Below are 25275 nucleotides of genomic sequence, written 5' to 3' on the forward strand. Positions count from 1 at the left end.
TCGTTTTACGCGGTTTTTTTATCGATTTCCCGTAAAACCTGTTGCCATATTGAGAAATTTTTTATATCTTTTATATAAGTCAGCATTAACTTTAATTGCGAAAAAAAACGATGCATTAAAGACGATTTAGTAAGGAGTTGCATTAAAATGGCTAAACAGTTGTTATTCAATGAAGATGCCCGCAAAAAATTGCTTGCGGGAGTTGAGCAGATTTCGAAAGCGGTAAAAGTAACGCTCGGACCCTGCGGCCGTATGGTTATGTATGACAAAAAATACGGTTCGCCGGTTATTACGAAAGACGGCGTTACCGTTGCAAAAGAGATCGAACTGCAGGATCCCTATGAAAACATGGGCGCTCAATTTGTGCGCGAAGTCGCATCCAAGACGAACGACGATGCGGGCGACGGCACGACGACGGCGACCGTTCTCGCTTATGCGATGGTCCGCGAAGGCGTAAAAGCCGTTGCGGCCGGCATGACGCCGATCGAAGTAAAGCGCGGCATGGACAAAGCCGTCAAGCTCGTCGTCGACGAAGTCAATAAAAATGCAAAACAGGTAAAAGGCGAGGAAGACATCACGCACGTCGCGACGATTTCCGCAAACAACGACACCGAAATCGGCAAGATGCTCGCCGATGCGATCGCAAAAGTCGGAAAAGACGGCGTCATCACCGTCGAAGAATCGAAAAACATGGACACGACGGTCGACACCGTAGAAGGCATGGAATTCGACCGCGGTTATATTTCATCGTATTTCGTCACCGACCGCGAACGCATGGAAGCCTCTTACGACGACGCGTATATTTTGATTCACGACAAAAAAATATCCACGATGAAAGACCTGCTCCCGATTCTCGAAAAAGTCGCGAACGAAGGAAAGGCACTTATCATCATCGCTGAAGACGTCGACGGAGAGGCGCTCACGACGCTCGTACTCAACACGATCCGCGGCACGATCAAATGCTGCGCGGTAAAAGCGCCCGGCTTCGGCGACAGACGAAAGGATATGCTGCAGGACATCGCGATTTTGACCGGCGGACAAGTAATTACCGAAGAAGTCGGCCTTAAACTTGAAAGCGCCGAAATCAATATGCTCGGCAAAGCGAAAACCGTCAAAATCGACAAAGACAATACGACGATCGTCGGCGGCGCGGGCAAAAAGAGCGCCATCAACGAACGCATCGAAGAGATCAAAATGCAGATCGAAAAAACGACGTCGAGCTACGATAAAGAACAGCTGCAAAAACGCCTCGCAAAACTTTCCGGCGGAGTTGCGGTCATCAACGTCGGCGCGACGACGGAAACGGAAATGAAAGAAAAGAAGTTCCGCGTCGAAGACACGATCGCAGCGACCCGCGCAGCTCTCGAAAGCGGCGTAGTTGCAGGCGGCGGACTCGCGCTGCTTGAAGCGTCGAAAGTGCTCGAAGCGATTCCCGCCGAAATCAGCGAAGACGAAAAAGTCGGCTTTAAGATCGTAAAGCGATCGTGCGAAGAACCGATCCGCCAAATCGCGGACAACGCGGGCATCGACGGTGCGGTTGTCGCAGAGAGAGCGAAAGCCGAAAAGAAAGGCGTCGGCTACGATGCGTCGAAAGACGAGTGGAAAAATCTCGTCGAAGCGGGTATCATCGATCCGGCGAAAGTTACCTGTTCCGCGCTCACGAATGCAGCGTCGATTGCGGGTACGCTTTTGACGACCGAATGCGCGATCACCGATATCCCCGAGCCGAAAGCGCCGCCGGCAGCTCCGTCTCCGGATATGGGCGGCATGTATTGATAAGCGGATGAACCTGTGCGCGCACGCGCACAGGTTGCTTTGTAAACTCGGCAATCCGAAAGCGCCGCGAACGATGCGGTGCTTTCAAGCTTTGCTTTTTTCCGAACACTTGCCCTGTGCACCCGCTTTTTTGTATAGTAGCTGTATGGCATCAAAACCCGCTCCGTCCGCCCGACGCGGTGCGAAATCGAAAAACGGCAAACTCAATAAAGCGATTCCCGTGCTTTTTATAATCGCCTCGTTCGTCATCGCTTTTCTCTTCGTCGCACGCATTTTTATCGGACAGGAGTCGGAGCGCCTTCCGCGCGCGCGGATCGTAACGCCCGTTGCTCCGGGAGAAGCCGAAAATCAATCGTCGGGAGATGCGCTTTCAGCCGATAACGAAGCGATAACGTCATTCGTGCCGCTTTCGCTCAACGAAACGCTGATAAGCACGCTGTCCATCGATTTAAATAACGATATGAAAGAGGATCAAGTCGTCGCCGTCCGCAAAGAGGGCGTGCCGTACCTTGTGCTCATCGTCGGTATCTACGATGCCGAACGGAACGCGTACGTCCGCACAACGGAAATCACGACGGATATTTCCCGCACGCGCACCTTTTCCTATACCGGCATCGACATGCTCGGCGAACATCAAAACGCCCTTGTTTATCAAGGCGTCAAAGACGACGGCACGAGCGTTTTGGCGATCTACATGATGCGCAAAGAACGCAATAAAAGCGAACTCGTGCAGATCGGCGATTTCGAATCGGACGGCACGATTTTTATTCAGCAGGATGACCGTTCCATATCGTACGAACTTTCGCAGTCGCGCGGCGCGAGTTTTCCGGTGTGGGTGTACAGTTCCGCAAAAGATTCCGGCGGCGGCGAAAATGCGAATTTGAGCCAAATTCAAACCGAATACCGATGGAACGAAAGGGAACAAAAATATACCGAAACGCGGCAAGTGCGCGTCACGGGAAGCAGGATTGCCGCCCGTGAACTTGCGCGCATCCAAGACGGAACCGTCGAAACCTTTGCCGATTTTCTCGACGGCCTGTGGTACAAGATGTCGTCTTCACAGGACGGCATACGCTATCTCTTTTTCGATCATGCGCAAAAAGAAGTGATTTTTCTCTACGAAAATACCGAAGAAGTGTACGCGTGGGAAGACAGCAATCTGCGCAGAAGCGGCATTTACATTACGACGACGAATAAATCGATTACGAATATGCAGCGCCGCTGCGACATTTCGCTTGCGGGCATCGATGAAGTGCGTATTCACATCATCGACGACGTGCGCATGATTATTAAAGAAAATAATTTATGGGACGGCAGCTATCGGAAGATGACGGCGCTCGCGTCCTTTGCGCCTGAAACCCGGCAGAAAAATGAATACGAAACAATCTTCGAAAAATGGCCGGAGTGGAAGACCGACAACGGTCTCGTTATCAAATTCGGAAAAACGACATATACCGTTTCGGGCGATAACGCATACGACGAGGGCATCTATGTAGCCGGTGCCGTTGCAGGAAAGCACGTCGTACAATTTCGATCGTCTCTGAATTCTCCGCTGCTTTCAAGCGCGTATGAAATGCGTTTTAAAAGCGTAACGATTCCCGCTTCTTCCCGCCGTGCCGCCGAAGTTCAAACCGACTACCATACGCTCTCTCTCGATCCCGTTCGCATCGCACCCGACGCGTGCTACCCGGCCGAAGGACGTACGTTTACGTTGACGCGCGAAGCGGGCTGACGCTCCGACGGTACCGCGCGGCAGGCGTAGATTTCGCCTTGACATTAAAGCACTGAATTTATATCATCAAATTTATGACTGTAGATGAACTTCGATCCAAATATATCGCGTTTTTTAAAAGCAAAGGACATGCGGAAATAAGCGGTCAGTCACTCATTCCCGACAACGATCCGACCGTTTTGTTTACGACCGCCGGCATGCAGCCGCTCGTTCCCTATCTTTCAGGGCAAAATCACCCCGAAGGAACGCGGCTCACCGATTATCAAAAATGCGTGCGCACCGGAGACATCGATTCGGTCGGAGATCCGTCGCACTTGACGTTTTTTGAAATGCTCGGCAACTGGTCGCTCGGCGATTATTTTAAAAAAGAATCGATCGCTTTCAGCTGGGAATTTTTGACGGGTAAAGAATGGCTTGCGATTCCGCCGGAAAAAATTTCCGTGACGGTGTTTGCGGGCGAAGACGCGGTGCCGCGCGACGACGAAGCGGCCGCCATTTGGGAAAGCTGCGGCATTCCGCGCGAGCGGATTTTTTATCTGCCGAGGAGCGACAACTGGTGGGGGCCTGCGGGTTTGACCGGTCCCTGCGGTCCCGATACGGAAATTTTTTACGATACGGGGAAAGAAGCCTGCGCTTCTCACTGCCGGCCGGGCTGTCCGTGCGGAAAATACGTCGAAATCTGGAACAACGTATTTATGCAGTACAATAAAACCGCAGACGGTACCTTCGAACCCCTTTCGCGAAAATGCGTCGACACCGGCATGGGAGCCGAGCGCACGGTCGCGATGCTCGGCGGTATGAAGTCCGTTTACGAAATCGATGTTTTTGTTCCGATTATCCGCTGTATCGAATCGCTTTCGGGAAAAAAGTACGGCGAAAATGAAGACGTCGACATATCGATCCGCATCATTTCCGATCACGTGCGCACGGCGACTTTTATTTTGGGCGACCAAAAAGCCGTGACGCCGAGCAATGTCGGCGCGGGCTATATCCTCCGCAGAGTGATCCGCCGTGCGGTGCGCCACGGGCGGAAGATCGGCATCGAAGGCGCCTTTCTCGCAAAGCCTGCGGACGTCGTCATCGGCGAATACGTTAAAGCTTACCCCGAATTCGAAGGCAAAAAAGATTTTATTTTCGAACAGCTCGGCGCGGAAGAGGATAAATTCCTTGCGACGCTGAAAAAAGGCGAAACGGAGTTTGAAAAGCTTTTGCCGAATTTATTAAAAAATCCGCATAAAACGATTCCCGGCCGCGTCGCTTTCAGGCTCTACGATACATTCGGTTTTCCGATCGAACTGACCGAAGAGCTCGGCCGCGAACACGGTATGACGGTCGATATCGACTCGTTCAAAGAAGAGGAAAAAAAGCATCAGGAAGAATCGCGTACGCTGAGCGCCGGCGCTTTTAAAAGCGGTCTCGGCGATCATTCGGAGATTTCGACGAAATATCATACGGCGACGCACTTGCTGCACGAAGCGCTCAAGCGGGTGCTCGGGCCGGAAGTCGCGCAAAAGGGTTCGAATATTACGCCCGAACGCCTCCGCTTCGATTTTTCTTTTTCACGTGCGTTGACGAAAGAAGAAGTGCAAAAAGTCGAAGATTTGGTCAACGAACAGATCGCGCGTGACCTTCCCGTTTCGGTGGAAGAGATGAGCCTCGACGACGCCAAAGACACCGGAGCACGCGCGCTTTTCGGCGACAAATACGGCGAACGCGTTACCGTGTATTCCATCGGCGATTTCAGCAAAGAAGTGTGCGCAGGCCCGCACGTCGAGCATACGGCGCAGATCGGGCAGTTTAAGATAACGAAAGAGCAGTCATCTTCCGCAGGCGTGCGCCGCATCCGTGCGGTCATCTCGGGCGGATTGCCGCTCGGGGCGTAGTTTTCGGTTGAGCCGTCGCTTAGAACGCGTAAAACGTATGTACGGGAAAGCGGTTTTGACGAATGTTTAACGAAACGCACGTGTAACACATCGCTGTAAATTTTGTTATTATTGGAAAGGATTAGATACAATGAAAGTAAACCGTTTTACCCTCATCTGTTGTATGTTGATGGTTTCGGCGGCGTCCGTTTTTGCGCAGTCGGATTTGCAAGTCCTCGCGGTGATAAAGCTCAATAAGAGCGAATCGATTACCGTCAAGCAGCTTAAAACGCGCGTCGGCGTGTACGAAAAGCAGGCGGGCAGGATGCTGACCGTCGACGAGCGCAAGCAAACGCTCGACGCCCTCATTTCCGAAAAGCTCATCAATCAGGCGGCGCAAAAAGCGGGTATTTCCATTCCCGACAGCACGGTAAATCAAAACTTTCTCCAGTCGATGTCGCAGATGATCGGCAGAAACGATACGCTCACCGAGCAGGAACTCAACGCCGTCGTGCGCCAGCAGACAAAGATGTCACTCGACGAGTTTATGAAGCAGCAGGCGGGTATGTCTATCGCCGAGTATAAGGATTATTTAAAAGCGCAGATTACGGCGCAGCAGTATATCCAGCAGCAGCGTGAAGCCGAACTTCGCAACGTCAAACCGACGGACGAAGATATCCGTTCGTTTTATGAAATGAATAAAGCGAATTTCGTGTGGAGCGATATGCTCCGCCTCTTCCTCGTCATTGTGCCGAAAGGAGCGTCGCCGGACGACGCAAAAGCGAAAGCGACGGAAATGTGGAATACGCTCAAAAGCGCAAAGGATCCGTCCTCGGCACGCACGCAGATCGGCGTCCGCTCTCAGGCTGAAAAATCCGGTTTCCAAGCGGGCGAAATGCTTATCAATAAAACCGAAACGAGCGCTGTGCAGCTCGGTATATCCTATCGCGTGCTGCTCGAACTCTTTTCCCGTACGCCCGGATATATTTCCGACGTTCAGGACAACGAAACGAATTATCAATTTTATTCCATCATAGAAAAATATGACGCGAAACTGCTCGGTTTGAGCGATATCGTCCGCCCGGGAACGACGATTACCGTTTACAATTACATCATGCAGTATCTCGGTCAGCAGCAGCAGATGGCGTATTTGCAAAAGGCCGCAAACGAGATTTCCAAATCGCTTGACGTGAGCGAAAACGTCGACCGCAAAAAAACCGGCGCCGAACTGGATAAGCTTTTAAGCTGGTAAGGAAATCCCGTGTCGCGCAGAAAGGGTAGGGTGCTTGCATTTCAAACGCTGTACTCTTACGAAGTGGGCGGTATCCCGCTTGAAGACCTGCTCTCATTTTCGTGGGCGTCGGAAAGCGGCGTTCCAGCCGAAGACGCAAACAAAGAAGAATATGCATTCGCGCGGCTTTTGGCTGCCGGCACGGTCGAACATCTTTCCGAAATAGACGAAAATATAAAAAAGCACCTCGCCGCGAATTGGGATTTCGACCGCGTAAACAAAGTATCGCTGTCCATTTTGCGCATGAGCGTGTATTCGCTCTTATATCAAAAAGACATCGCCGCTTCCGTCGTCATAGACGAAGCCATACAGATTGCAAAGGAATTCGGAGCGGACGATTCGTTTCGCTTTATCAACGCGGTGCTCGATAAAATCGGCAAAGCCGCTTCCGTGCCGTCTCCCGCCGAAGCGTCCGCCGAGTAAGGGACGGGACGAGGGACGTCATGAAAAAAAAGTTCGTGTGTTTTGGCGTACGCGATTTTTGTCTCCGGCGGAATTCCGCTCATCTTCCGAACGCGTTTTGTTTTTTTTTATTAATTGTTAATTTTTATTTCGTCGTATGTGCCGCATCGTGCAGGATGAGCGCATCTCGTTCTTCATTTACCGGTATGCTCGATGACATCGACGCGCTCAGCGAACAGGGGCAGGACAGGGACGCGCTTTCGGAATTGAAAAAAGCCGAAAAATACGTATACGATTCGTGGTCGCGTATCGGCATCTACCGCCGTTATTTTGAAATGGGAGAGACGGCTCTTGCGGAAAAGACGCTTGTGCGCGGATTGAAGCGCAATCCGAAAAATCCCGAAATGTCTGCGGTGTACGCGCAGTTTTTGATGTGCTCCGGAAGGGGAGCGGAAGCGGTAAAGGTCGCCGAATGCCTTCGCGGTACGCGTTTCGGCTCGGTGTATTCCGAAGCGTACTTGCACGAGCTTGCATTCGAAAAAGGAGCAAACGCTTCCGAGTATTTCGATAAGCGATTTTTTTCCGTCTTTTGCGACGCATACGCCGGTTCGAACGATGCGTATTGGCTCCGAGATGCGGCGCTTATCTGCTTAAAAGACGGCGATTACGATACGGCGTATTCGATAAAACCTACCGACTGCTTTGAACCGGAAGACGCGTTTTTTTGGAGCCTCGTCATGTTCGATTCGCGCCGTTTCGGAGAAGCGGCCGCCTATGCCGAAAAAGCGCGTTCGCTCTATCCGACCTCTTCGATCCGTTCCCGTCACAGAGTGTCGCCCGTCGAAATAGCTGCCGTCCTCTCCGATTCGCATATCGCGCTTTCGGAGACCGAAGAAGCCGAGCGGGCGAGGCGCAGCGTCATTGCCGAAATGGAGCGGAATACCGGCGGCATGAACATTGCGGATGAAAATGTGAGTTCTCTTTTACCTTCTCTCTTTGTCGACAGCGCGCTGTACGCCGAAGCGAACGGCAACGATGACGAAGCAAGCCGCCTTTTAACCGATACGGTAAACGCATGGCCCGATTATGCGCCGGCCCTCATCGCGTATGCGGATTTTGCACGGCGGACGAGTATGCCTCCGTCGGAAGATTTGCAGGAACTCACGCTTAGGGACAACGGACTTGCGACGCTCAAGATGGAAGCTTACGACAGGCGCGCAAAGATTCCGGTGAGCGACGCCGAATACCGTATCGACCGGAGCCTCGAGAGAATCAATAATCCCGTATTGTATATCGCGCGCTTGCATTTAAAATACGAAACCGATTTTTCTCTGACACCGGATGAAAAAATATCCGACGTATGGAACGAACTCGAACGCAGCAGTGTCGGCGCAAACGTCTATCCCGATGTTATTTTCGAATTTGCGCTGAATCGCCTTTTAGCCTACCGGCGTTACGACGACGCTTTCCGTCTCTTTCGAAAGAGCATCGCCGCAAAGTACGGTTTTGACGCATCGCGCGATTTTTGGGAATCGTGCGCTTCGAGCGTGCGCGACATGACGATCCGCGAAGCCGAATATGCGGCGTGGTTTGCAGCTTACGGCCGGCTTGCCGATACGGCGATACGACTCTACGAATACTGCGTGTATGAAAGCGGCGGCGGCACGGACGGCAAAACGATTTCGTCCCTCGTCTCCACGCCGTCGTGCATGAACCTCGCGATGATATACGAAAGTCTCGGCTCGAACGTACAGGCGATCGATCTCTATGCGGCCTCTTCCGTCCGTGCTGCGGATGCGATGCAGCGGGCTGAAATCCAATACCGCATGGCGCTCATCTACAGCGCACAGGGCAAAACACGGGAAGCGCTCCGCTCGGCAGGTTACGCGCTCGCCCTTGTTCCGACTCACGCACGCGCAAAATTGTTAAGAGACCGCCTTACGGAACAAAGCCGATAAGCGTTTCGATCGCATCAAAACTCTTGCTCGCGCGGGCAGTTCAGTTCAGCTTTAAATGCAGGATGATCGTTCTTCCGCCGTCATCGCACACTTTCATCGCGATGCGGGTATACAGCTTCAGTTTGCGTTTGAGCATTTTCCGCGCGGCGGTATAAAAGGTACGCTGCTCAACGAGCTTCATGCCGCATTTTTGTGCAAAAGCCTGACCGTCGTTTACGTAAAAATACATCTGTGCCGACGTGTTGCCCGTTTTTTGCACATACTTATTCGCGTATTTTATGCCGATTTCATTCGTCGCATCGAAAATCAATTCCCCTTTAGGAAAGCGCTTTTTTACGTCCGATAAAAACCGCACGATTTTTTCTTCGCGGAAATATTGAAAGACACCTGAGACGATGAGTAAAGACGGAAGCGAGGTATCGATGTGTTCAGTCCATTCCAACGTAAAAATATCGGCTGAGATAAGCCTTTCGTTTTCTTTTGCGCCCAAAATAGTTTTTCGCCGTTCGATCACTTCGGGTAAATCGATTTCGTAAAAAACCGTACCGTCCGCATGCAGCCGAAAGGCAGCCGTTTCGAGTCCCGCACCGAGATTGACGATATTGCATTTTTCGTGTTGCGCAAGAAAATTTTTAATCATTTCGTCAAAATTGTAATAGCGGGCAACCGAAGCCAGCATCGTGTACTCGGAAGATGATTTTTGGATCCGCTCAAGCGCTCCTGCGGGAATTTTCCCTTCCAGTGACAAAGCCGTTTTATCATAAAAATATTCGGGAAAGCGTTTTGACGCATAAATCCGCGCCGCCATCGGAATAAGCATGGTATCGGCTACGCTGTTAAATTCATTCATAGGTTTTTTATTACACCTCCATAAAATATTATACAAGTTAAAGCTCGGTTTAAGTCAAGGGAAAAATTGTTGACAGGAGAAATTTATTGATAAAGGAAAGCCTAATGTAACCGGCCGAATTTTATTCGCGTGGAAGGTTTAATATTTCTGTACTCTGCGTCGGGTTTGTTAAACTTTAGAACCCACAACAAATCAAAAAGGAAAAAAAGATAAAGTAAAAATATACGAAAATATGTACTTTAAGTAAGTTTTCATATTTGACCTTTATCTACTGCTTCCATTAGAAAATCATTTACTTTTGTCTGCCACCCCTTACCCATTGCCTTGAAGTGATCAACGAGATATTTGCTTAATCTAATTGAAACTTGTTCTCTTTTAGGTTTAAAATATTGCGGGTATCTGGGTTGAAAGCCGGTAAAATCCGTAATTTCGGGAATATCTGAAAAATCAATTCCCCTTGCTCTGATTTCTGCAACTCTTTCAGCTGTCAAAGTTTTTTTGTTGTTCATAATAAAAAGCCTCTTCTTAAAATTGCACAGCGAGTAGGTCTTCAGATTTAGGAGCTGTGCAATTCGTGCACACCTTGCGCACAGTTCGATGAACGAGTTTTCTGAAAGAAAACTCGAAGTTAAATTGAACGACGCTATTCAGACGTTCAATTTAAGCCTCCTCTTTTTTTGTTGCAAGACGTGAAGAAATAATTCTTATTCGATCCCGCTCTATGAAAATTGTTGCAACGATTACTAATCCGTTTATACTGCCAAATCCAATCGCTATCCCATTCAAAACGCCCTTGAACGACTGTCATTAAAAACACCTCTTTTGTATATCGGAATTGTATTTCTTTTATGTATGCTTGTCAATCTTTTTTGTAATGCTATAGCTCGTATAGTTTCCAAAATATCGGTATTTTTTATTCGTGTGGAGGGGTTAATACCCCGACGCCGCTTGAAGCTTCGCTGCGAGGCTACGTCGGGGGTGTTGATTGATAAGGAAAACTTAAGATAGCCGGCCGCTTAATTTTTTACCGAGCTGAAAGGCATTTCCCAAATCGATTGGAAAACATTCTTCGCGTGATTTTTTCTTTTTATCTTCACTAAAACTTGCCATATCGAACTTTGAATAATCGCTTACTTGCAGTGTATTATAACATGGATACAAGGTAACATTGCCATTCAATGATTTAAATTCATTTGCGTAATTTTCAAATTTTTCCTTATATAGTTTATCGTAAAAATCTTTTGTCGCATTCATTGTTAAAAACAGCACAACATTAACCTTTCCTTTGAAATAATTGCTATAGTCATCATAAGAAAGTGAACAAAAATGTAAGCGTTCCATAAATGCAAAATAGTGACTCGTAGGTCTTCCTAAATATATAGGAGTTCCGATAAAGAGTGCGTCTGCCGAAAAAACTTTTTCTATTATTGGAGAAAGGTCATCTTTCCAATAACATCGGCATCTTTCAACTCCTTTTCTTTTGCACAGCATGCAGCTTCTGCATCCCGTAAAATTCAAATCGTATAAATCGATATATTCAACTTCCGCACTGGCAGTTTGAGCACCTCTCATAGCCGATTTAAGTATTTGTGCAGTATTCCAATTCTTTCTTGGGCTTGCATTTAATAGAAGTATTTTTTTCATAAATCCTCATATAAAATATTATGTTTGAAAAGGTAATTTCTTATCAAGCCTGAGGTCGTTTTTCGCCGATTATGCTTTGCACAAATTCTACCGCATCTTCCGCGGCTTTCCGCATTGCGTTTCCGTGAAAGACGTGTCCTGCGCCGTCAAGCGTTATGAGTTTCGCGTCGGGGAAGGTTTTAATCGCCCGTTCCGAATACGACAGCGGCACAAGCGAGTCGGCGCTTCCGTGAATGATGAGCGTTTTGCCGGAATATTGCGGCATCAATGTATAAATATCAAATGACAGTACATCCTTATTATAAATCCGCCCGACGGTTTTTCCCAGCAGCTTCATTTCGGCGGGAATCCGTTCCGGATCGGGTGTGCGCCGCCGAACGTAATCATGCAACACAAAAGCGGGGTATAATAAAACCAAGCCTGCTACATCGGCGGGGCGCAGTGCGGCAACATACGTCGAAACAAAGCCTCCTTGGCTTTCTCCGAATAAAAAGATTTGCTCGGGCTTAAAACGCGCGTCGGCTTTTAAGTTATCGAGAATGACAATCAAATCTTCGGCTTCGGTAAGTACCGACATTTCCGTCATTTTTCCGTCGCTTTTGATATGGTTGCCGCCGCCGATAAATTCGAAAATGTATGCGGCAATACCCCGTTCCGCAAAAGATTCGGCATAGCCTTTAACGCCTCCACGGTTTCCGCCGAATCCGTGCGAAAGGATGACTAAGGGCACGGGCGATGCGCGGTCGGGGATAAAAAGCTCTCCGGATATTTTCATGCCCTTTCTTTGAAAGTTTTGTTCTTCGACTTTAAAGGCGGGCGCCGAGTTTGTCTCTGCCGCGGCGAAGGCTCCGATGCATAAAACAGCTGCCGATAAAGCAAGACGGCTCCAAAAGGCAATAGCGGCCGTCATTTTTGAAAATCTATTCATCGCTTTTCTCCGAAGTTTCGAATCGTTTTACGCATCAATGAATGACGAAAATAAAAAAACCGGCTTCCGCCGGCTTTACGATGAACGCAGCTTGTAATTTATTTGTCTTCGATAACCGCGATGATATCGCTCATTTTGAGGATGAGGTGGTCTTCGTTGTTGATTTTTATCTGCGTGCCGGCGTATTTGTCGTACATGATGCGTTCGCCGACTTTTACGGTGATTTTGTCTTCTTCGGTACCCGGTCCGACGGCGACGACTTTTGCCGTCTGCGTTTTTTCCTGCGCCGCTTCGGGGATAATGATGCCCGATGCCGTTTTCGATTCCGCTTTTTCGTTTTTGACGAGAACCCTGTCCGCTAAAGGTTTGATTTTCATGCTATGCTCCTATGGTAAAAGCTGCCGTCAGCTGCGCGCCGAAAAGCGCAAACCGCAGTTTCCGCAACGCAAAAACCGCAGTCGATAAAAAGCATCCGCTTTTTATGACGGCTTTCGTTTGTGTAAACAGTATATAAAGCCTTACAATCTTTATATATTTATAATATACTTATTTTGTGCCCGCGTCGTCAACAGGGAACGGGCGCTTAATTGTGAAAAGAGGCTTTTCCGGCGGATTATGAAACAATCGGATGAAACGGAACTTGCGGAAAAAAAGCGGATCGTGCGTCAGGCGATGCGGAAGGCGATTTTTGAATTTACCGCGGAAAAAAATCGTGCGGGTGCGGCGTCGAAAAAGATCGAAGATCTCCTGCTCGGCTCCGAACTCTATGCGGCCTCAGATGCCGTTTTTATATTCGCATCGGATCCGAGCGAAGTCGAAACGAGGGGTATCATCGCATCCGCATTGAAAGACAAAAAGCGAGCCGCGCTCCCGCGCTGTATCGATACTGACGGTACGATGGAATTTTATTATCTCGATGCGGCTCTTCCGTTTGAAGCGCAGACGGAAATCGGCGCCTACGGTCTCACGGAGCCGAAAACCGTTCTCGAAAAAGTCGATACGAAAGACTTTCCGCACGCCTCGCTTTTTCTCGTACCCGCTCTCGCTTTTTCGCGCGACGGCAGACGGCTCGGCAAAGGAAAGGGCTTTTACGATCGATATATCGCGCGGATTGTTTACGCGTCTCCGGTTTTGGCGGGTATTTGTTTTTCGTGTCAGATCATAAGCGATGTCCCCTCCGGCGGCCGCGACGCGAGCGTTTCGCATATCGTGTGCGAGGACGGCATCTTCCCGTGTTCGCGGTATGTGCAGCGATACGAATATTGATAAAAAAAACGAAATATGCTACTTTACAAAGAGATGCGTAAACATATTCTTTTAATCGTTTTATTCGCTTTTTTTCTGAGCGCGTGTAAATCGGTTCCCGCAAAATTGCAGGATAGTACGACTGCGCCGTCCGTATCGTACGAGGCAGGGGGATTTGTATCCGCACAAAGTGATAAAAACGCCGGTCTCTATCCCGATGCCGTTTTGACGGGACGAGAGGGACGTGTGGATGTCTCATACGAAATCCTTGAAGAAGGAAATTATGGCGCGGAATTCGGCACTGCGGTAATCGAAAACCAAAAAGACTTGGACAAGCTGTATGCGCGTTTGCACGACCGCTCGGACAGGCCGGCGCCGAAAATCGATTTTGAGCGGAAAAAGGTCATCGCAGTGCGTTCAGGGCCTTTTAATACCGGCGGCTACGGCATCAAACTTTATTCCGCGATAGATACAAAAGACGGCGTGGAAACGGTATTTTTAATAACCGCCCCCGAGCCGACTCAAATAGTAACGCAAGCTTTTACAACTCCCTACCTTATAATCAGTATAGATGTTCCCTCTTCAAAGCCCGTTTTCGTCAAGCTGCAAAGGTATAAACCGGAGTTTGATTTATAGGAGGTTATGGTGAAAACGCTATGGAAAACCGCGTGCACGGCGGTATGTTTGTGTGCATTGATTATTTCGATGACGGGTTGCGCGCAATCCTCCGACAGCGGCGACGAACCTTTTTTCCCTGATGAAACGTCTGCGGAATTTTCTACCATACGGATACAGGTGATCGATTCTATCGGCGGCACTGTTGTAAGCGGCACGACGCTTAACGTGTATAAAAGCGGAACAACGGAACAAATCGGAAGCGGTTACACGGTAACGGACGGTAAGGTTATGCTTTACGATATTGCGACGGATCAGCGGTACGATTTCGAACTTATCGGCGAAAAAGGAAAATGGGCCGGCTCCAGACTTGAAAACTGGAAGCCGCTTCCGATAGCAAAACAAAACCTGTCTTTAATTCAGCCTGTACACGGAACGATAACCCGCGGCATTACACCTCCTAACATAAAGTCGGCACAGTCCGGAAACGGAAGTTTTACCGATATAGACGAAAGTACCGTTATTTCAACTTCCGATAAAGTGCGCATTGTATTTGAATCCGATGTCGGCGCTGTAGAAGAAACGGCTTCCGGAGCTTTCGGTGCAAAGCTCGGCATAGGCAAAGCGCCGAATCAAATGAGCGGAATAAGCGGTTCGTGTGCCGTAAGTAAAAGCGGCACCGTATTTACATCGACGTGTACGTTCGATCTCGAAGAAGTGCCGGACGGCAAAGACACGTTGATTGTCGTAGGCTACGATATTGCGAACAATCGTATCGAAAAACATATACCGGTTACTTTCAGCGCTTCTGCGGCATCCGCTTCCGATTTATCGACTTGCAAATTCGAAAATCTTGCCGTGATCGCCGAACGGCTGCCGTATTCGGAAAACTTATACTCCCTCAAACCTGTCGGTGGGCGGCGTTCGTCTTACAGGATGCTGGTAAGGTTCGAATTTACGAAATTCGGTTCTCATAAAAAAATATTAGGCTTTGACCTGTATCGTCGGGAAAAAGGAAGGCCGCAGGATTTTCGCTTTGTGAGCCGAACTTTATACGATGATTTAAAGACAGAAACTTACAGCGGACAGGGCTTTCATGTCGGTGTCGACGGCGATTCGCTTTTGGAAGAAAACAAAGAATACGAATATAAAATCAAAGCATTTAACGCGAAAAGCGAAAAGTATTCTCCCGTTATAACGACAAAGCTTTTGGAATCGTTTACGTATGAATTGACTTCTCCTGCGAATAATGTCCTTGTTACATCTGCAAATGCGGCAAACTTCACATATAAGTGCAAAATAAGCAATACGAATATGTTCAGCTCGGTACAAAGCGATTATATGCGTTTGGGCTTGTTGATAAACGATTTCCGAGGTATTCCCTATTTCGGCGCCAAATTGCTTTATGTTTTCGACTACGGAGGTCGTCCGGAAATTTTAATCGAAATATGCAATCCGACGACCGGCATGCTGGTCGGACGCAAAAAAGTTTCCGATTTGATTACTGCCGGTATATTGAGAGGATACGATGTAAGTTCACTTGACGACCTTGTTAAAGTGGATAAAAGGACGGGGATTATTGAGTTTACCGAAAAATTCGTTCGGGTTCCGTTTTTTAATGTTATTCCCATGGGAAGCGGGAAGGGTTTGAATTTACCCATGAGCTACGAAAAAGGAACAAGCTATCAGTGGGATATACAGGATTGGGGAAGTGATGATGTTTCGCTTGACGACGATACCGCTTTGTATTTTGTAAAAGAATATACATATACGGGTGACGACGGTAATGAAGGATTTTGTCCTGCCATATCGTACGGAAACAACGACTCAAACGGTGCAAATGCGGTAAACGGCCGCTTTACGTTTACGATTGCAGACTAAAGGAGAAAAGGATGAAAAAGATACTGGCGATTTTAGCTGCGGCATTCGGCGCTCTGTTTTTTGCCTGCGCTCCCGTTGTAAACGGTTCGGCTGGTTTTACGGCTGGCACGATGCCGTATAAACCGAACAAAAACGATATTGTCGAAGGTTTTGTCATCGCAAAAACTGCCGACGGTTTTGATAAAGAGCTTTTTACGGATAAGGGTATCGACGTATGCGGCGAGCTTTCTCTAACCGGTACGGGCTTTATCTATTGGTATTTGCATAAAAATACCGGCAATGAGGCATTGCTGAAATCCGTCTTTTCGATAAAAGGCGTGCTCAGCGCGGACAACGATTATAAAGTTACGCCGCCCGACGGTACAAAACAAACCGGTGTTTTGCCGTTTGGAGCCGGAGAGCCTCGTATAAGTACACAAGGCTTGAAACAAGGCGACTATTTAAAAGATCCTATATCGGCTGAAAGCGCTTATGCGCTCGATATAACAAAGGCACTGCAAGCATACAAAGCCGTAGGCTACGGCGACAAAGATGTCGTTGCAGGCATTATCGATACCGGTATAAATATGCTGCACGAAGATTTTAAAAACGGAGTGGAATCGGTAGTGTTGTATGCAAAATCGGCTCAAACTTCTGTCGGCGGTTCATATATCGGAGACGGAAATCCTTTTACCGAAGTGCCGCTCGGCTCGAATTGGGATGATGACGGGCACGGTACTCACTGTTCCGGTATTATATGCGCGCTCGGCGACAACGACAAAGGTATTGCAGGCGTCGCGTGGAAAAAGACAAAACTTATTTCGTATCAATCGCTGGGTTGTAAAGGCGGCGGGAAGGCATGGGCAGTGTACGGTGCTTTAGCCGATTTGACGAACACCGTCGAAATTTTGCGCAAAGCTCCGACAGCAAGAACGGCAGAGGAAAAAGCAAAACTCCCTTCATATATGGATTCGAATTTTCAAATTACGCAAAAAACGGTTCCGGTAAATATGTCGTTCGGAAACTCGATCGGTTCGGAATACGCTTTCAGTATTTTAACGAACGCACTTATGCACAACGTGTTGCCCGTAATCGCTATGGGAAACGAGGGGCGCTATACGCCGGCCTATCCTGCGGCATTCCCCGGCGTACTCGCAGTCGGTGCGACAAACGGTAAAGACAAAAAAGCCCGTTTCAGCAACAACGGCGCGTGGATAAGCGTCGCCGCTCCCGGAGAAAGCATTATTTCATGCGGCAATTCGACTGCATCGTCTTATGTTTCTCTAAGCGGAACTTCCATGGCTGCCCCCTTTGTAACCGGTCTTATAAGCTATTTGCTTTCTTTTGACAACGCGCGTTCTTTAACGCCGTATCAGATAAAAACGCTGATTGAAAATACTGCCGATAAAATAGACGGCGCGGCTTCTTTTGACGAAAGGTTCGGACACGGACGGGTAAACGTTTTGGCGGCTGCCGATTCGGTTCAAAAAAATACCGTTCCTGCCGCAAACGATGTGTACGGCGAGGGAACGGTAAAGCTCGAAGTTACCGGGCTCGGTTCTCCGGTAAACGAAAGCGTGTGTATCATCGATAAGGCTACACATACGCCGCTTGTATATGTGCCGCTGAAGAATAGTTCCGGTAAAATCGATTTTAAAGGTTTTGTAAAGGGAAGAGCGTATACGCTGTTTGTTTCCGACGGAACAAAAGTAAAACAACAGGATTTTACCGGCGGAACTTCGGATCAAACTATTACGATAGCTTGGTGACGGTTTGTAACGGATACCGCGTGAGGAACATCCTATGAAACGGAAATTACGGATCGCGCTTGTAGCGCACGATAACCGAAAAGCCGATATCGTCGACTGGGCGTTAAACAATGCGGAAATGCTTTCACAGCACAGGCTTTTCGGTACGGGGACGACGGGCACGCTCGTGCGGGAATCCTTTATGAAGCGCGGCATCGCCAGCGATATCACGTGCATGCATTCGGGGCCGATGGGCGGGGATGCTGAAATCGCGGCGCTCGTCGTTCGAAAGGAAATCGATTTTGCGGTTTTTTTTATAGACGATTTGAATCCGCAGCCGCACGAAGCCGACATTCAAATGCTTTTGCGCCAGTGCAGGATCCACAATATACCGATCGCGTGCAACCGCTACAGCGCCGATTTAATGATCACGAGTTCGCTGTGGGACGATGCCGGCTATGTGCCGAAAGATCCGATTTACGCGCCGTTTGACAGAAAAGCGTTCGAAGAAAGCCTTAAAGTAAAAGAGTGACGTGCGGATCGGGGCTGCCTTAAAAAGTCGGTTGCGTTTTCGACAGTCCCGCCCCGTTATGTTTTACTCCGGCAAGCGAAGCACGCCGTCAACGATTCACTCTGCCCGACGCATCTCCGCCTATAAGTTTTTCCGCTTCTTCCGCCGAAATGTGATTGAAATCGCCTTCGATCGTCTGTTTTAAACAGCTCGCGGCAACGGCGAAATCTACCGTCTTTTGCGGATCCGATCCCATCAAATTACCGTAGATGAGTCCCGCGCAGAAACTGTCGCCGCCGCCGATTCTGTCTACGATGCGGATGAGATATTCTTTGCTGTAATAATACTGTTTGCCGTCATAGAGGAGGGCTGCCCATTTGTTGTCCGATGCGCCGAGCGACGTGCGGAGCGTGATCGCAACCTGCCGCAAGTGAAATCGGTCTGCAAGCTGTTTTGCGACGTCTTCATAGCCTTTTTTATCGAGCTTGCCGCCGGTTATATCCGTGTTTTTCGCGGCGATGCCGAATACCTTTTCCGCGTCTTCTTCGTTTGCAATGCACACGTCGATATATTCCATGAGTTCGGCCATGACTTTGCCCGCTTTTTCGGAATTCCACAATTTTTTGCGGAAATTCAAATCGCAACTCACCGTGATGTTTTTCGCTTTCGCTTTTTTACACGCTTCGAGACAGATTGCCACGACATTGTCTCCGAGCGCGGGCGTTATGCCCGTAAAGTGAAACCATGACACATCGTCGAATATTTTGTCCCAGTCGAAGTCCTCGGACGATGCCGTTTGAAAAGAAGAACCCGCCCTGTCGTAGATGACGAGGGAGCCGCGCTGACTTGCACCCTTTTCCGCGTAATAGATGCCGAGCCGCTTTCCGCCTCGCGCAACCGATTTTGTGTCGACACCGAATTTGCGCAGTTCGTTCAGCGCCGCGTCTCCCATCTCGTGCGCGGGAAGCTTTGTGACGAACGAAACCGGTATGCCGAAATTTGCCAAAGAAACTGCAACGTTCGCTTCCGCCCCTCCGTATACGACGTCGAATTTATCCGCCTGCACGAAGCGTTTGTAGCCTTCCGGCGCGAGGCGCAGCATGATTTCTCCGAACGTGATTACCTGGGCCATAAAATCTTCCAAAATTGATACGGGTGTTGCAGGTATTTGACTGACACTAAAGTAAAATTCATTCAAACAAACCTTTTAATGCTTCATTTTTTAGTGCTACTGCCATTTTGTACTTCTGTTTCTACTATACTGTAATGTACGGAATTTGTACACACAAATCATCAGATAAAAGAATTATTGTGTTTTTTATTCCTAAATCAGTTCCATTATATCTAAATAACAAGAAAGCTAAACAAAAATTTATAATAACGACACCAATAAAAGTCGGTAAGATTTTATTTTTCATCTTTCTTACCCCCAGGGTCTATATAGCGTACCGGGTTATTGGCCCCATAGGCATAAATTTTTTTGCGGAGAATAATAATTTTTCGTAACGCAACAGCTCATTTCCGCTCCGAAGACTTATCCATAGCAGAAAGCGTTATTTTCCGATATGCATCTTTTTTGTCATTCGGGTGAGGTTCAAGACCGATTATCGTGATGTCGGATTTGTTCGGACCATATACCCAGAAAATTCTTCCGGCGGCAGGTTTGTTATTTTCAAGATACGATTCCCAAAAGTCTTTCATTTCAGGAATTCCCATTCGCATATTAAACATCAGATAATATCCTCATAGGCAGATAAGTCGATCGGCTCGGAAACAAGTCCTTTGTTGAAATTTTCCATGCTTGAATCCATCATTTTGAGGGTATTTTCGGAAACTTGGAACGGCTTTGTGAGTTCACGAGGTTCAAGGAGGATTCTGCCGTCTCCGAATTCTTCTACCAAAATATAACTCTGCTTGTAAAAAAAAAGCAAGCCTCAACACTTGTGCTATATTCCTTGCAAAAACTACAGAAGTTTTGCGAAAAATAAATTATTTATATGTTTTATAGCACCATTTCACAATATTGTTCTATAAGCTTATCTTCGTGCTCTAAAAATAAATTGATATCTTTAGACTCTAAAAGAATACGAGTTGCATTTTGAAAAGCATTACATTTTGCGTAAAGAATGTTATTTTCCTTTTTTTGCCGTATCACTTTTGAAAATAACATTGTATAAGACATATAAATGCCAACAAACAGAAAAAATAATGAATACAAAAAACTTATCCTTACATGAGATTTTTTTCTCTTGAAATCAAAATCAACACAAATCCCATTATAGACATAAAAAAGCAAAAGAATACAATAACACTACTCCGGTAGTCGGTTCTTTGCAAATTTACAGTTGAATTTGATAGGCGATAGAATAACGGTCGGTCTTTATTTTTTGGAGATGATCGGACTTGAACCGACTACCTCTTGCATGCCATGCAAGCGCTCTAGCCAGGTGAGCTACACCCCCATATTTATTTACTATAACAAAATTTCGGCTGCACTGTCAAGAATGCGGTGCACAGTGAATAAGCCGAGCCTGATCAATGCTTGACACGGTAAGCGTACGCACATTCCGGCACGATCACAGGCATTTTACGGGACTGCCGAAAACTCGCGTATCAACCTGTGCGCCGCTCGAAACTTCGCGCTGTCGCGCTCGTTGCGAAGCACGCGCACTAATGCGGCATTTTCGAAAGTTGATACTTCCTGCAATGCCGCATTTTAAGGAACGCTTTTTAGACAGCCCCGTTCCATTCTCACATTCAACCGTATTATTTATTCAGCCGTTTTTCCAAATCGTCGAGACATTCGCTCAGCTCTTTCGGCAAATGCTTTCCGAATTTGGGATAGTGGTTTTCGCGGATGTCTTTGATTTCCTTTTTCCAGCCGTCAACATCGACAGACGTAAGCGAGGCCATATTTTTCTTATACTCGTCGCTCAATCCCGTCGTATCGATTGCGCCTTCTTTCGGCATATAGCCGATGGCGGTGTCGATGTAGTTGTCTTTGCCGTCACAGCGGTCGAATACCCACGCGAGGACGCGGCTGTTTTCACCGTAGCCCGGCCACATAAAGTTACCGTCGCCGTCTTTGCGGAACCAGTTTACGTAGAAAATTTTCGGCAGTTTATCTTCGGTCGATTTGTGACCGATATCGATCCAATGTCCGAAATAATCGCCCATATTGTATCCGCAGAACGGAAGCATCGCAAAGGGGTCGCGGCGCACTTGTCCGACCTGATCGGAGATGACGGCGGCCGTTACTTCCGAGCCGACGATCGAACCGAGGAAAACGCCGTGGTTCCAGTTTCTCGCCTGGTGTACGAGAGGAATCGTTGAAGGTCTGCGTCCGCCGAACAGGAACGCGCTGATGGGCACGCCGTTCGGATCTTCCCAATTCGACGCGATACACGGGCACTGATGTGCGGGCGCGGTAAAGCGCGCGTTCGGGTGCGCGACGCACTGTTCTTTGTCTTTCGGCGTTTTGTCGTTTTCCGGGCAGGGGCGTTTGTTGCCGTGCCAGTCGACGATCTCTTTACCTTCCGGTTTGTAACCGATGCCTTCCCACCAAACGTCTCCGTCTTCGGTCAGGCCGCAGTTCGTAAAGATCGTATTCTTTTCCGCCGCGCGCATCGCGTTGTAGTTCGATTCGTCCGACGTTCCCGGCGCGACGCCGAAGAATCCGTTTTCGGGATTAATCGCGTACAAGCGGCCGTCTTTACCGAATTTCATCCACGCGATATCGTCTCCGACCGTTTCGACTTTCCAGCCGGGCAGCGTCGGGCGCAGCATCGCGAGATTCGTTTTGCCGCAAGCGGACGGGAACGCGCCGGTTATGTATTTTACTTCGCCTTTCGGGTTCGTCAATTTCAAGATGAGCATGTGCTCTGCAAGCCAGCCTTCATCGCGCGCAAGTACCGTCGCGATGCGGAGCGCAAAACATTTTTTGCCGAGCAAAGCGTTTCCGCCGTAACCCGAACCGTACGACCAAATCGTGCGTTCTTCGGGGAACTGCGAAATGTATTTGTGCTCCATGTCGGCGCAGGGCCACACGCCGTTGTCTTTTTCGCCGTTGTTGAGCGGCTTCCCGACCGAATGCATACACGGAATCCATGCACCGTCCGATCCGATATTGTCGAGGACTTTCGTGCCGACTCTCGTCATAATGTCCATATTGCACACGACGTATGCGCTGTCGGTGATTTCGATACCGTTTTTACCGATCGCCGAACCGACCGGCCCCATGCTGAACGGAATGACGTACATGGTACGGCCGTGCATACAGCCCTTGTACAGCGCTTTCATCGTCTTTTTGAGTTCTTCGGGATCTATCCAGTGATTCGTCGGACCCGCATCTTCTTCTTTTTTCGACGCGATAAAAGTACGCGCTTCGACACGTGCGACGTCGGATGGAAGCGAGCGGAAAAGATAGCTGTGCGGTTTTTTCTTGAGTGCCGTCGCGAGCCCCGCATCGACGAGCTCTTTCATAAGCCTGTCGTACTCTTCTTTCGAACCGTCGCAGATATAGACGCTGTCCGGTTCGCACCATTTAACCCATTCTTCAACCCACGCTTTGATTTTAGCGTTTTTCAAATCTTTTATTTCCATAAAGAACTCCTATACATACCTGTATTACGGCTGCGGTGATTTCATAGCGGTTTTGTAAACAATATAGCGCATTTCCCGGCTTTTGACAATGAGCACGCATGTCGAGCGCCGCTCTCGTCAATTTCGCCGCACCCATGAAAATCGATTTTTTACTATTCGCTCAGCACCGCTTTTGCCAGCTGATCGGCACAGCTCGTCTTTTTAAATCCGCACGTATTGCCGGCAAGTTTCGCCGCAATCTCTTCGGCGGTCATGCCGTCGCAGAGTTTTGCAACGGCTTTTAAATTGCCGCTGCAGCCGCCGGTAAATACGATATCCGTGATACGTCCGTCGTCCCCTTTTGTAAAGCGGATAGTGCGGGCGCATGTCCCCTGTGTTTTAAACGTTATTTCTTTCATAGTATCATGTCGAATGCTACCGAGCGGCGTTTTTAATTTGTTCCCGTGCCGTGCTCACGTCTTCGACATTGAAGCGAATCGCGTACTTGTCGATAAAGCCGCTGTACAGCGACTCTCCGCAGATGAGCGAAATGACCGCGTGCTCTTTGCGTATGGCGGCCGCTCTGCCGCGGGGATTTGCCGCAATGAGCGAACGGTACGAATCGTACACGTCGATCACGGAAAGTTCTATGTCGCGCCGGTCGATCGCTCTGTCGGGTTTAGACGGCACGACCAGTTCGCGCGCAGCCCCCGGATTGTCGGGATCGGGATAGCGCAGCATATTCGCACTGAAAATATACGGCCACAGGTTTCGCTCCCCGTACTCCGCTTGCGCAAGGGCGGCGTAGAGATTGTCGTCGGCAGCAATCCGCAACGATACTGTCCGTATTTCCGGCGCCGCTTCCGTGACAACGGTTTTCGGTTCGGCGACGACGGTTTTCGGCATCTCACGCACGGACTTTGCCGCCGCTTTCGGAGTACGGTGCGTAAGCACGTATGCGAGTGCACCGATCATCAAAGCGGTAAGAACTACCGCAACGCCGGCAAAAAACCAGCAGCGGCTGATATAGCGCTGGCTTCCCTCTTCATAATCGTCACCGTCGTAATCGGTATCGTATACGTTATCTTCGGTTTCCGGCAATTCGCCGGCATGCCGATTTTGAATCACGTGCTGCTGCACGATCTGCTGTTCGATAATTTGCTGCTGTATGACCGCATGGCGCACCGTCTGATTTTCGACCGCCGCTTTGCCGTCGATTTCCCCGCTCCGCTTCCGCTGCGTTTCCGCATCGTAAACGGGCGAAACGGAACAGTGCGACATATCCGCCGTTTGCACATAGTGGTCGGGTGCCGCATACGGCGCAGACTGGGGTGCATAGGGATCGGGCGCCGCATGATGCGTAAACTGCGGCGCATAGCGAATATTTTCCGAAGCGGCGGAAGGCGGCGCTTCGGATGAAAAATCGAAACGGGGCTCATCCGTCTGACCTTGATCGATATCGGGATCGTCAATTTCGTCAAAGGCATCGCGCAGCGCTTCGGTCGCGGGATCGATCGGCGTTTCATCCGGCTCAGGCTTCGCTTCTTCTTCGACGGGCGCTTCTTCGATCACTTCTGGCTGCAAGTGTTCGTACGGTTTATTGACGCGCTTGGCAAGCGCCGACACCGGAACGAATTTTATTTTATAGTACCCGGGCGTAAAAATCGTTTCACCGGTAACCCTATCCGTGCGCTCCTTTTCGTCGACGAGCATCCGATCGAAAGTACCGAAACCGAGCAGTTTAAACGAGCCGTTGTCAAGGATATCGCGCCGTACTGTATCGAAAAACGAATTTATCACTTGCTTGATTTTATTGTCGTCGAGCGATTTGTCCGAGAGGCGTCGATTCACACGTTCGGCAAGCACGGAAAGCGTTACCGATTCCGTCGAGGACGCTTGCATCGATTTTTCGCGAGGCGTATTTTTATTCGGCATTGAGCGTATCCTTTAAAATTTTTGCCGGCTTAAAACGTACGGTGCGCTTTTCCGGATAACGCATTTTTTGTTTCGTAAACGGATTACGCGAGATCTTTCCCTTATTGAGGTGGGTGTCGAAAACGCCGAATCCGGGCTGCGTATACTTGCCGCCGTTTTCCAAAACCGTGTATATCTCTTCGAGCATCGCCGAAACGATTTCGCCGCATGTTCTCTTATCGAGTTCGACCGCTGCGCTGATCGCTTTTATCAAATCCGAACGTATCATAATAATTATTATAGCATAAAACGAGAAAAAAGCCAGAGCCATATCGCGGTACGCGCGGCACCGCGCACA

General features: G+C 48.8%; 23 protein-coding genes and 1 tRNA gene. 11 read left to right on the forward strand and 13 right to left on the reverse strand.

The features are described 5' to 3' along the window. Positions 1-147: 147 nt before the first annotated feature. The 6 genes from groL to IZU26_RS07175 all read left to right on the forward strand — a co-directional run bounded on the left by groL (position 148) and on the right by IZU26_RS07175 (position 9021). The gene (groL, locus tag IZU26_RS07150; protein ID WP_433277874.1) at positions 148-1776 is read left to right on the forward strand and encodes a chaperonin GroEL; all 1629 of its coding nucleotides are present in this window, start codon (positions 148-150) and stop codon (positions 1774-1776) included. 145 nt (positions 1777-1921) lie between these two features. Then, positions 1922-3508: a pallilysin-related adhesin gene (locus tag IZU26_RS07155; protein WP_433277876.1), complete on the forward strand. Its 1587-nt coding sequence runs from the start codon at positions 1922-1924 to the stop codon at positions 3506-3508. A gap of 74 nt (positions 3509-3582) precedes the next feature. Continuing rightward, positions 3583-5391, forward strand: a complete 1809-nt coding sequence (locus tag IZU26_RS07160) for an alanine--tRNA ligase (protein WP_433277878.1) — start codon at positions 3583-3585, stop codon at positions 5389-5391. A gap of 130 nt (positions 5392-5521) precedes the next feature. Beyond that, on the forward strand, positions 5522-6622 hold the full coding sequence (locus tag IZU26_RS07165) for a peptidylprolyl isomerase (RefSeq protein ID WP_021329431.1): 1101 nt from the start codon (positions 5522-5524) through the stop codon (positions 6620-6622). 9 nt (positions 6623-6631) lie between these two features. Next, positions 6632-7084, forward strand: a complete 453-nt coding sequence (gene nusB, locus IZU26_RS07170) for a transcription antitermination factor NusB (RefSeq protein ID WP_021329411.1) — start codon at positions 6632-6634, stop codon at positions 7082-7084. A gap of 20 nt (positions 7085-7104) precedes the next feature. Further along, positions 7105-9021 (forward strand): tetratricopeptide repeat protein, encoded by a 1917-nt coding sequence (locus IZU26_RS07175; protein ID WP_433277881.1) that lies wholly within the window; start codon positions 7105-7107, stop codon positions 9019-9021. 40 nt (positions 9022-9061) lie between these two features. Here the strand turns inward: IZU26_RS07175 and IZU26_RS07180 are convergent, their stop codons facing one another. From IZU26_RS07180 to IZU26_RS07200, 5 genes are all read right to left on the reverse strand, one after another. Beyond that, on the reverse strand, positions 9062-9871 hold the full coding sequence (locus tag IZU26_RS07180; protein ID WP_433277883.1) for a class I SAM-dependent methyltransferase: 810 nt from the start codon (positions 9869-9871) through the stop codon (positions 9062-9064). Between the two features lie 251 nt (positions 9872-10122). Further along, positions 10123-10380: a BrnA antitoxin family protein gene (locus IZU26_RS07185; protein ID WP_187385069.1), complete on the reverse strand. Its 258-nt coding sequence runs from the start codon at positions 10378-10380 to the stop codon at positions 10123-10125. A gap of 490 nt (positions 10381-10870) precedes the next feature. Then, positions 10871-11515 carry a flavodoxin family protein gene (locus IZU26_RS07190; protein ID WP_433277885.1) on the reverse strand — a complete coding sequence of 215 codons (645 nt, stop codon included), beginning with the start codon at positions 11513-11515 and terminating at the stop codon, positions 10871-10873. 43 nt (positions 11516-11558) lie between these two features. Then, entirely contained in the window at positions 11559-12443 is an 885-nt protein-coding gene (locus tag IZU26_RS07195) for an alpha/beta hydrolase (RefSeq protein WP_433277887.1), read from the reverse strand. Positions 12444-12541: 98 nt separating this feature from the next. Then, the gene (locus IZU26_RS07200) at positions 12542-12820 is read right to left on the reverse strand and encodes a co-chaperone GroES (RefSeq protein WP_021329442.1); all 279 of its coding nucleotides are present in this window, start codon (positions 12818-12820) and stop codon (positions 12542-12544) included. 238 nt (positions 12821-13058) lie between these two features. Here IZU26_RS07200 and IZU26_RS07205 point away from each other — a divergent pair, with 238 nt between their 5' ends. From IZU26_RS07205 to IZU26_RS07225, 5 genes are read left to right on the forward strand one after another with little or no spacing between them, the layout of a single operon-like run. Continuing rightward, on the forward strand, positions 13059-13709 hold the full coding sequence (locus tag IZU26_RS07205; RefSeq protein ID WP_433277889.1) for a 5-formyltetrahydrofolate cyclo-ligase: 651 nt from the start codon (positions 13059-13061) through the stop codon (positions 13707-13709). 33 nt (positions 13710-13742) lie between these two features. Next, positions 13743-14324, forward strand: coding sequence for a dentilisin complex subunit PrcB (prcB, locus tag IZU26_RS07210; protein WP_433277891.1), 582 nt, complete (start codon positions 13743-13745; stop codon positions 14322-14324). Between the two features lie 9 nt (positions 14325-14333). Further along, positions 14334-16184, forward strand: a complete 1851-nt coding sequence (prcA, locus tag IZU26_RS07215; RefSeq protein WP_433277893.1) for a dentilisin complex subunit PrcA — start codon at positions 14334-14336, stop codon at positions 16182-16184. An 11-nt stretch (positions 16185-16195) separates the two neighbouring features. Then, the gene (gene prtP / locus IZU26_RS07220; RefSeq protein ID WP_433277895.1) at positions 16196-17932 is read left to right on the forward strand and encodes a dentilisin complex serine proteinase subunit PrtP; all 1737 of its coding nucleotides are present in this window, start codon (positions 16196-16198) and stop codon (positions 17930-17932) included. A gap of 34 nt (positions 17933-17966) precedes the next feature. After that, positions 17967-18443 carry a methylglyoxal synthase gene (locus IZU26_RS07225; RefSeq protein WP_021329523.1) on the forward strand — a complete coding sequence of 159 codons (477 nt, stop codon included), beginning with the start codon at positions 17967-17969 and terminating at the stop codon, positions 18441-18443. A gap of 88 nt (positions 18444-18531) precedes the next feature. On the opposite strand, the gene IZU26_RS07230 is transcribed toward IZU26_RS07225, so the two are convergent. The 8 genes from IZU26_RS07230 to IZU26_RS07265 form a co-directional block, all read right to left on the reverse strand. Beyond that, entirely contained in the window at positions 18532-19554 is a 1023-nt protein-coding gene (locus IZU26_RS07230) for a PfkB family carbohydrate kinase (RefSeq protein ID WP_433277896.1), read from the reverse strand. 383 nt (positions 19555-19937) lie between these two features. Beyond that, positions 19938-20138, reverse strand: a complete 201-nt coding sequence (locus IZU26_RS07235; protein ID WP_433277898.1) for a hypothetical protein — start codon at positions 20136-20138, stop codon at positions 19938-19940. A gap of 14 nt (positions 20139-20152) precedes the next feature. After that, entirely contained in the window at positions 20153-20323 is a 171-nt protein-coding gene (locus IZU26_RS07240; RefSeq protein ID WP_433277900.1) for a hypothetical protein, read from the reverse strand. 487 nt (positions 20324-20810) lie between these two features. Continuing rightward, positions 20811-20884, reverse strand: a tRNA-Ala gene (locus IZU26_RS07245). A gap of 304 nt (positions 20885-21188) precedes the next feature. After that, the gene (locus IZU26_RS07250) at positions 21189-23024 is read right to left on the reverse strand and encodes a phosphoenolpyruvate carboxykinase (GTP) (protein ID WP_433277902.1); all 1836 of its coding nucleotides are present in this window, start codon (positions 23022-23024) and stop codon (positions 21189-21191) included. Positions 23025-23176: 152 nt separating this feature from the next. After that, the gene (locus IZU26_RS07255; protein ID WP_021329536.1) at positions 23177-23422 is read right to left on the reverse strand and encodes a TIGR03905 family TSCPD domain-containing protein; all 246 of its coding nucleotides are present in this window, start codon (positions 23420-23422) and stop codon (positions 23177-23179) included. Positions 23423-23438: 16 nt separating this feature from the next. Continuing rightward, positions 23439-24938: an HU family DNA-binding protein gene (locus IZU26_RS07260; protein WP_021329517.1), complete on the reverse strand. Its 1500-nt coding sequence runs from the start codon at positions 24936-24938 to the stop codon at positions 23439-23441. After that, positions 24928-25206: an HU family DNA-binding protein gene (locus IZU26_RS07265; RefSeq protein ID WP_162147000.1), complete on the reverse strand. Its 279-nt coding sequence runs from the start codon at positions 25204-25206 to the stop codon at positions 24928-24930. Before IZU26_RS07265 ends, IZU26_RS07260 begins: the two co-directional genes overlap by 11 nt. Positions 25207-25275: the final 69 nt, after the last annotated feature.

It is taken from the genome of Treponema sp. SP13, from assembly GCF_050938355.1.
GTDB lineage: Bacteria > Spirochaetota > Spirochaetia > Treponematales > Treponemataceae > Treponema_D > Treponema_D socranskii.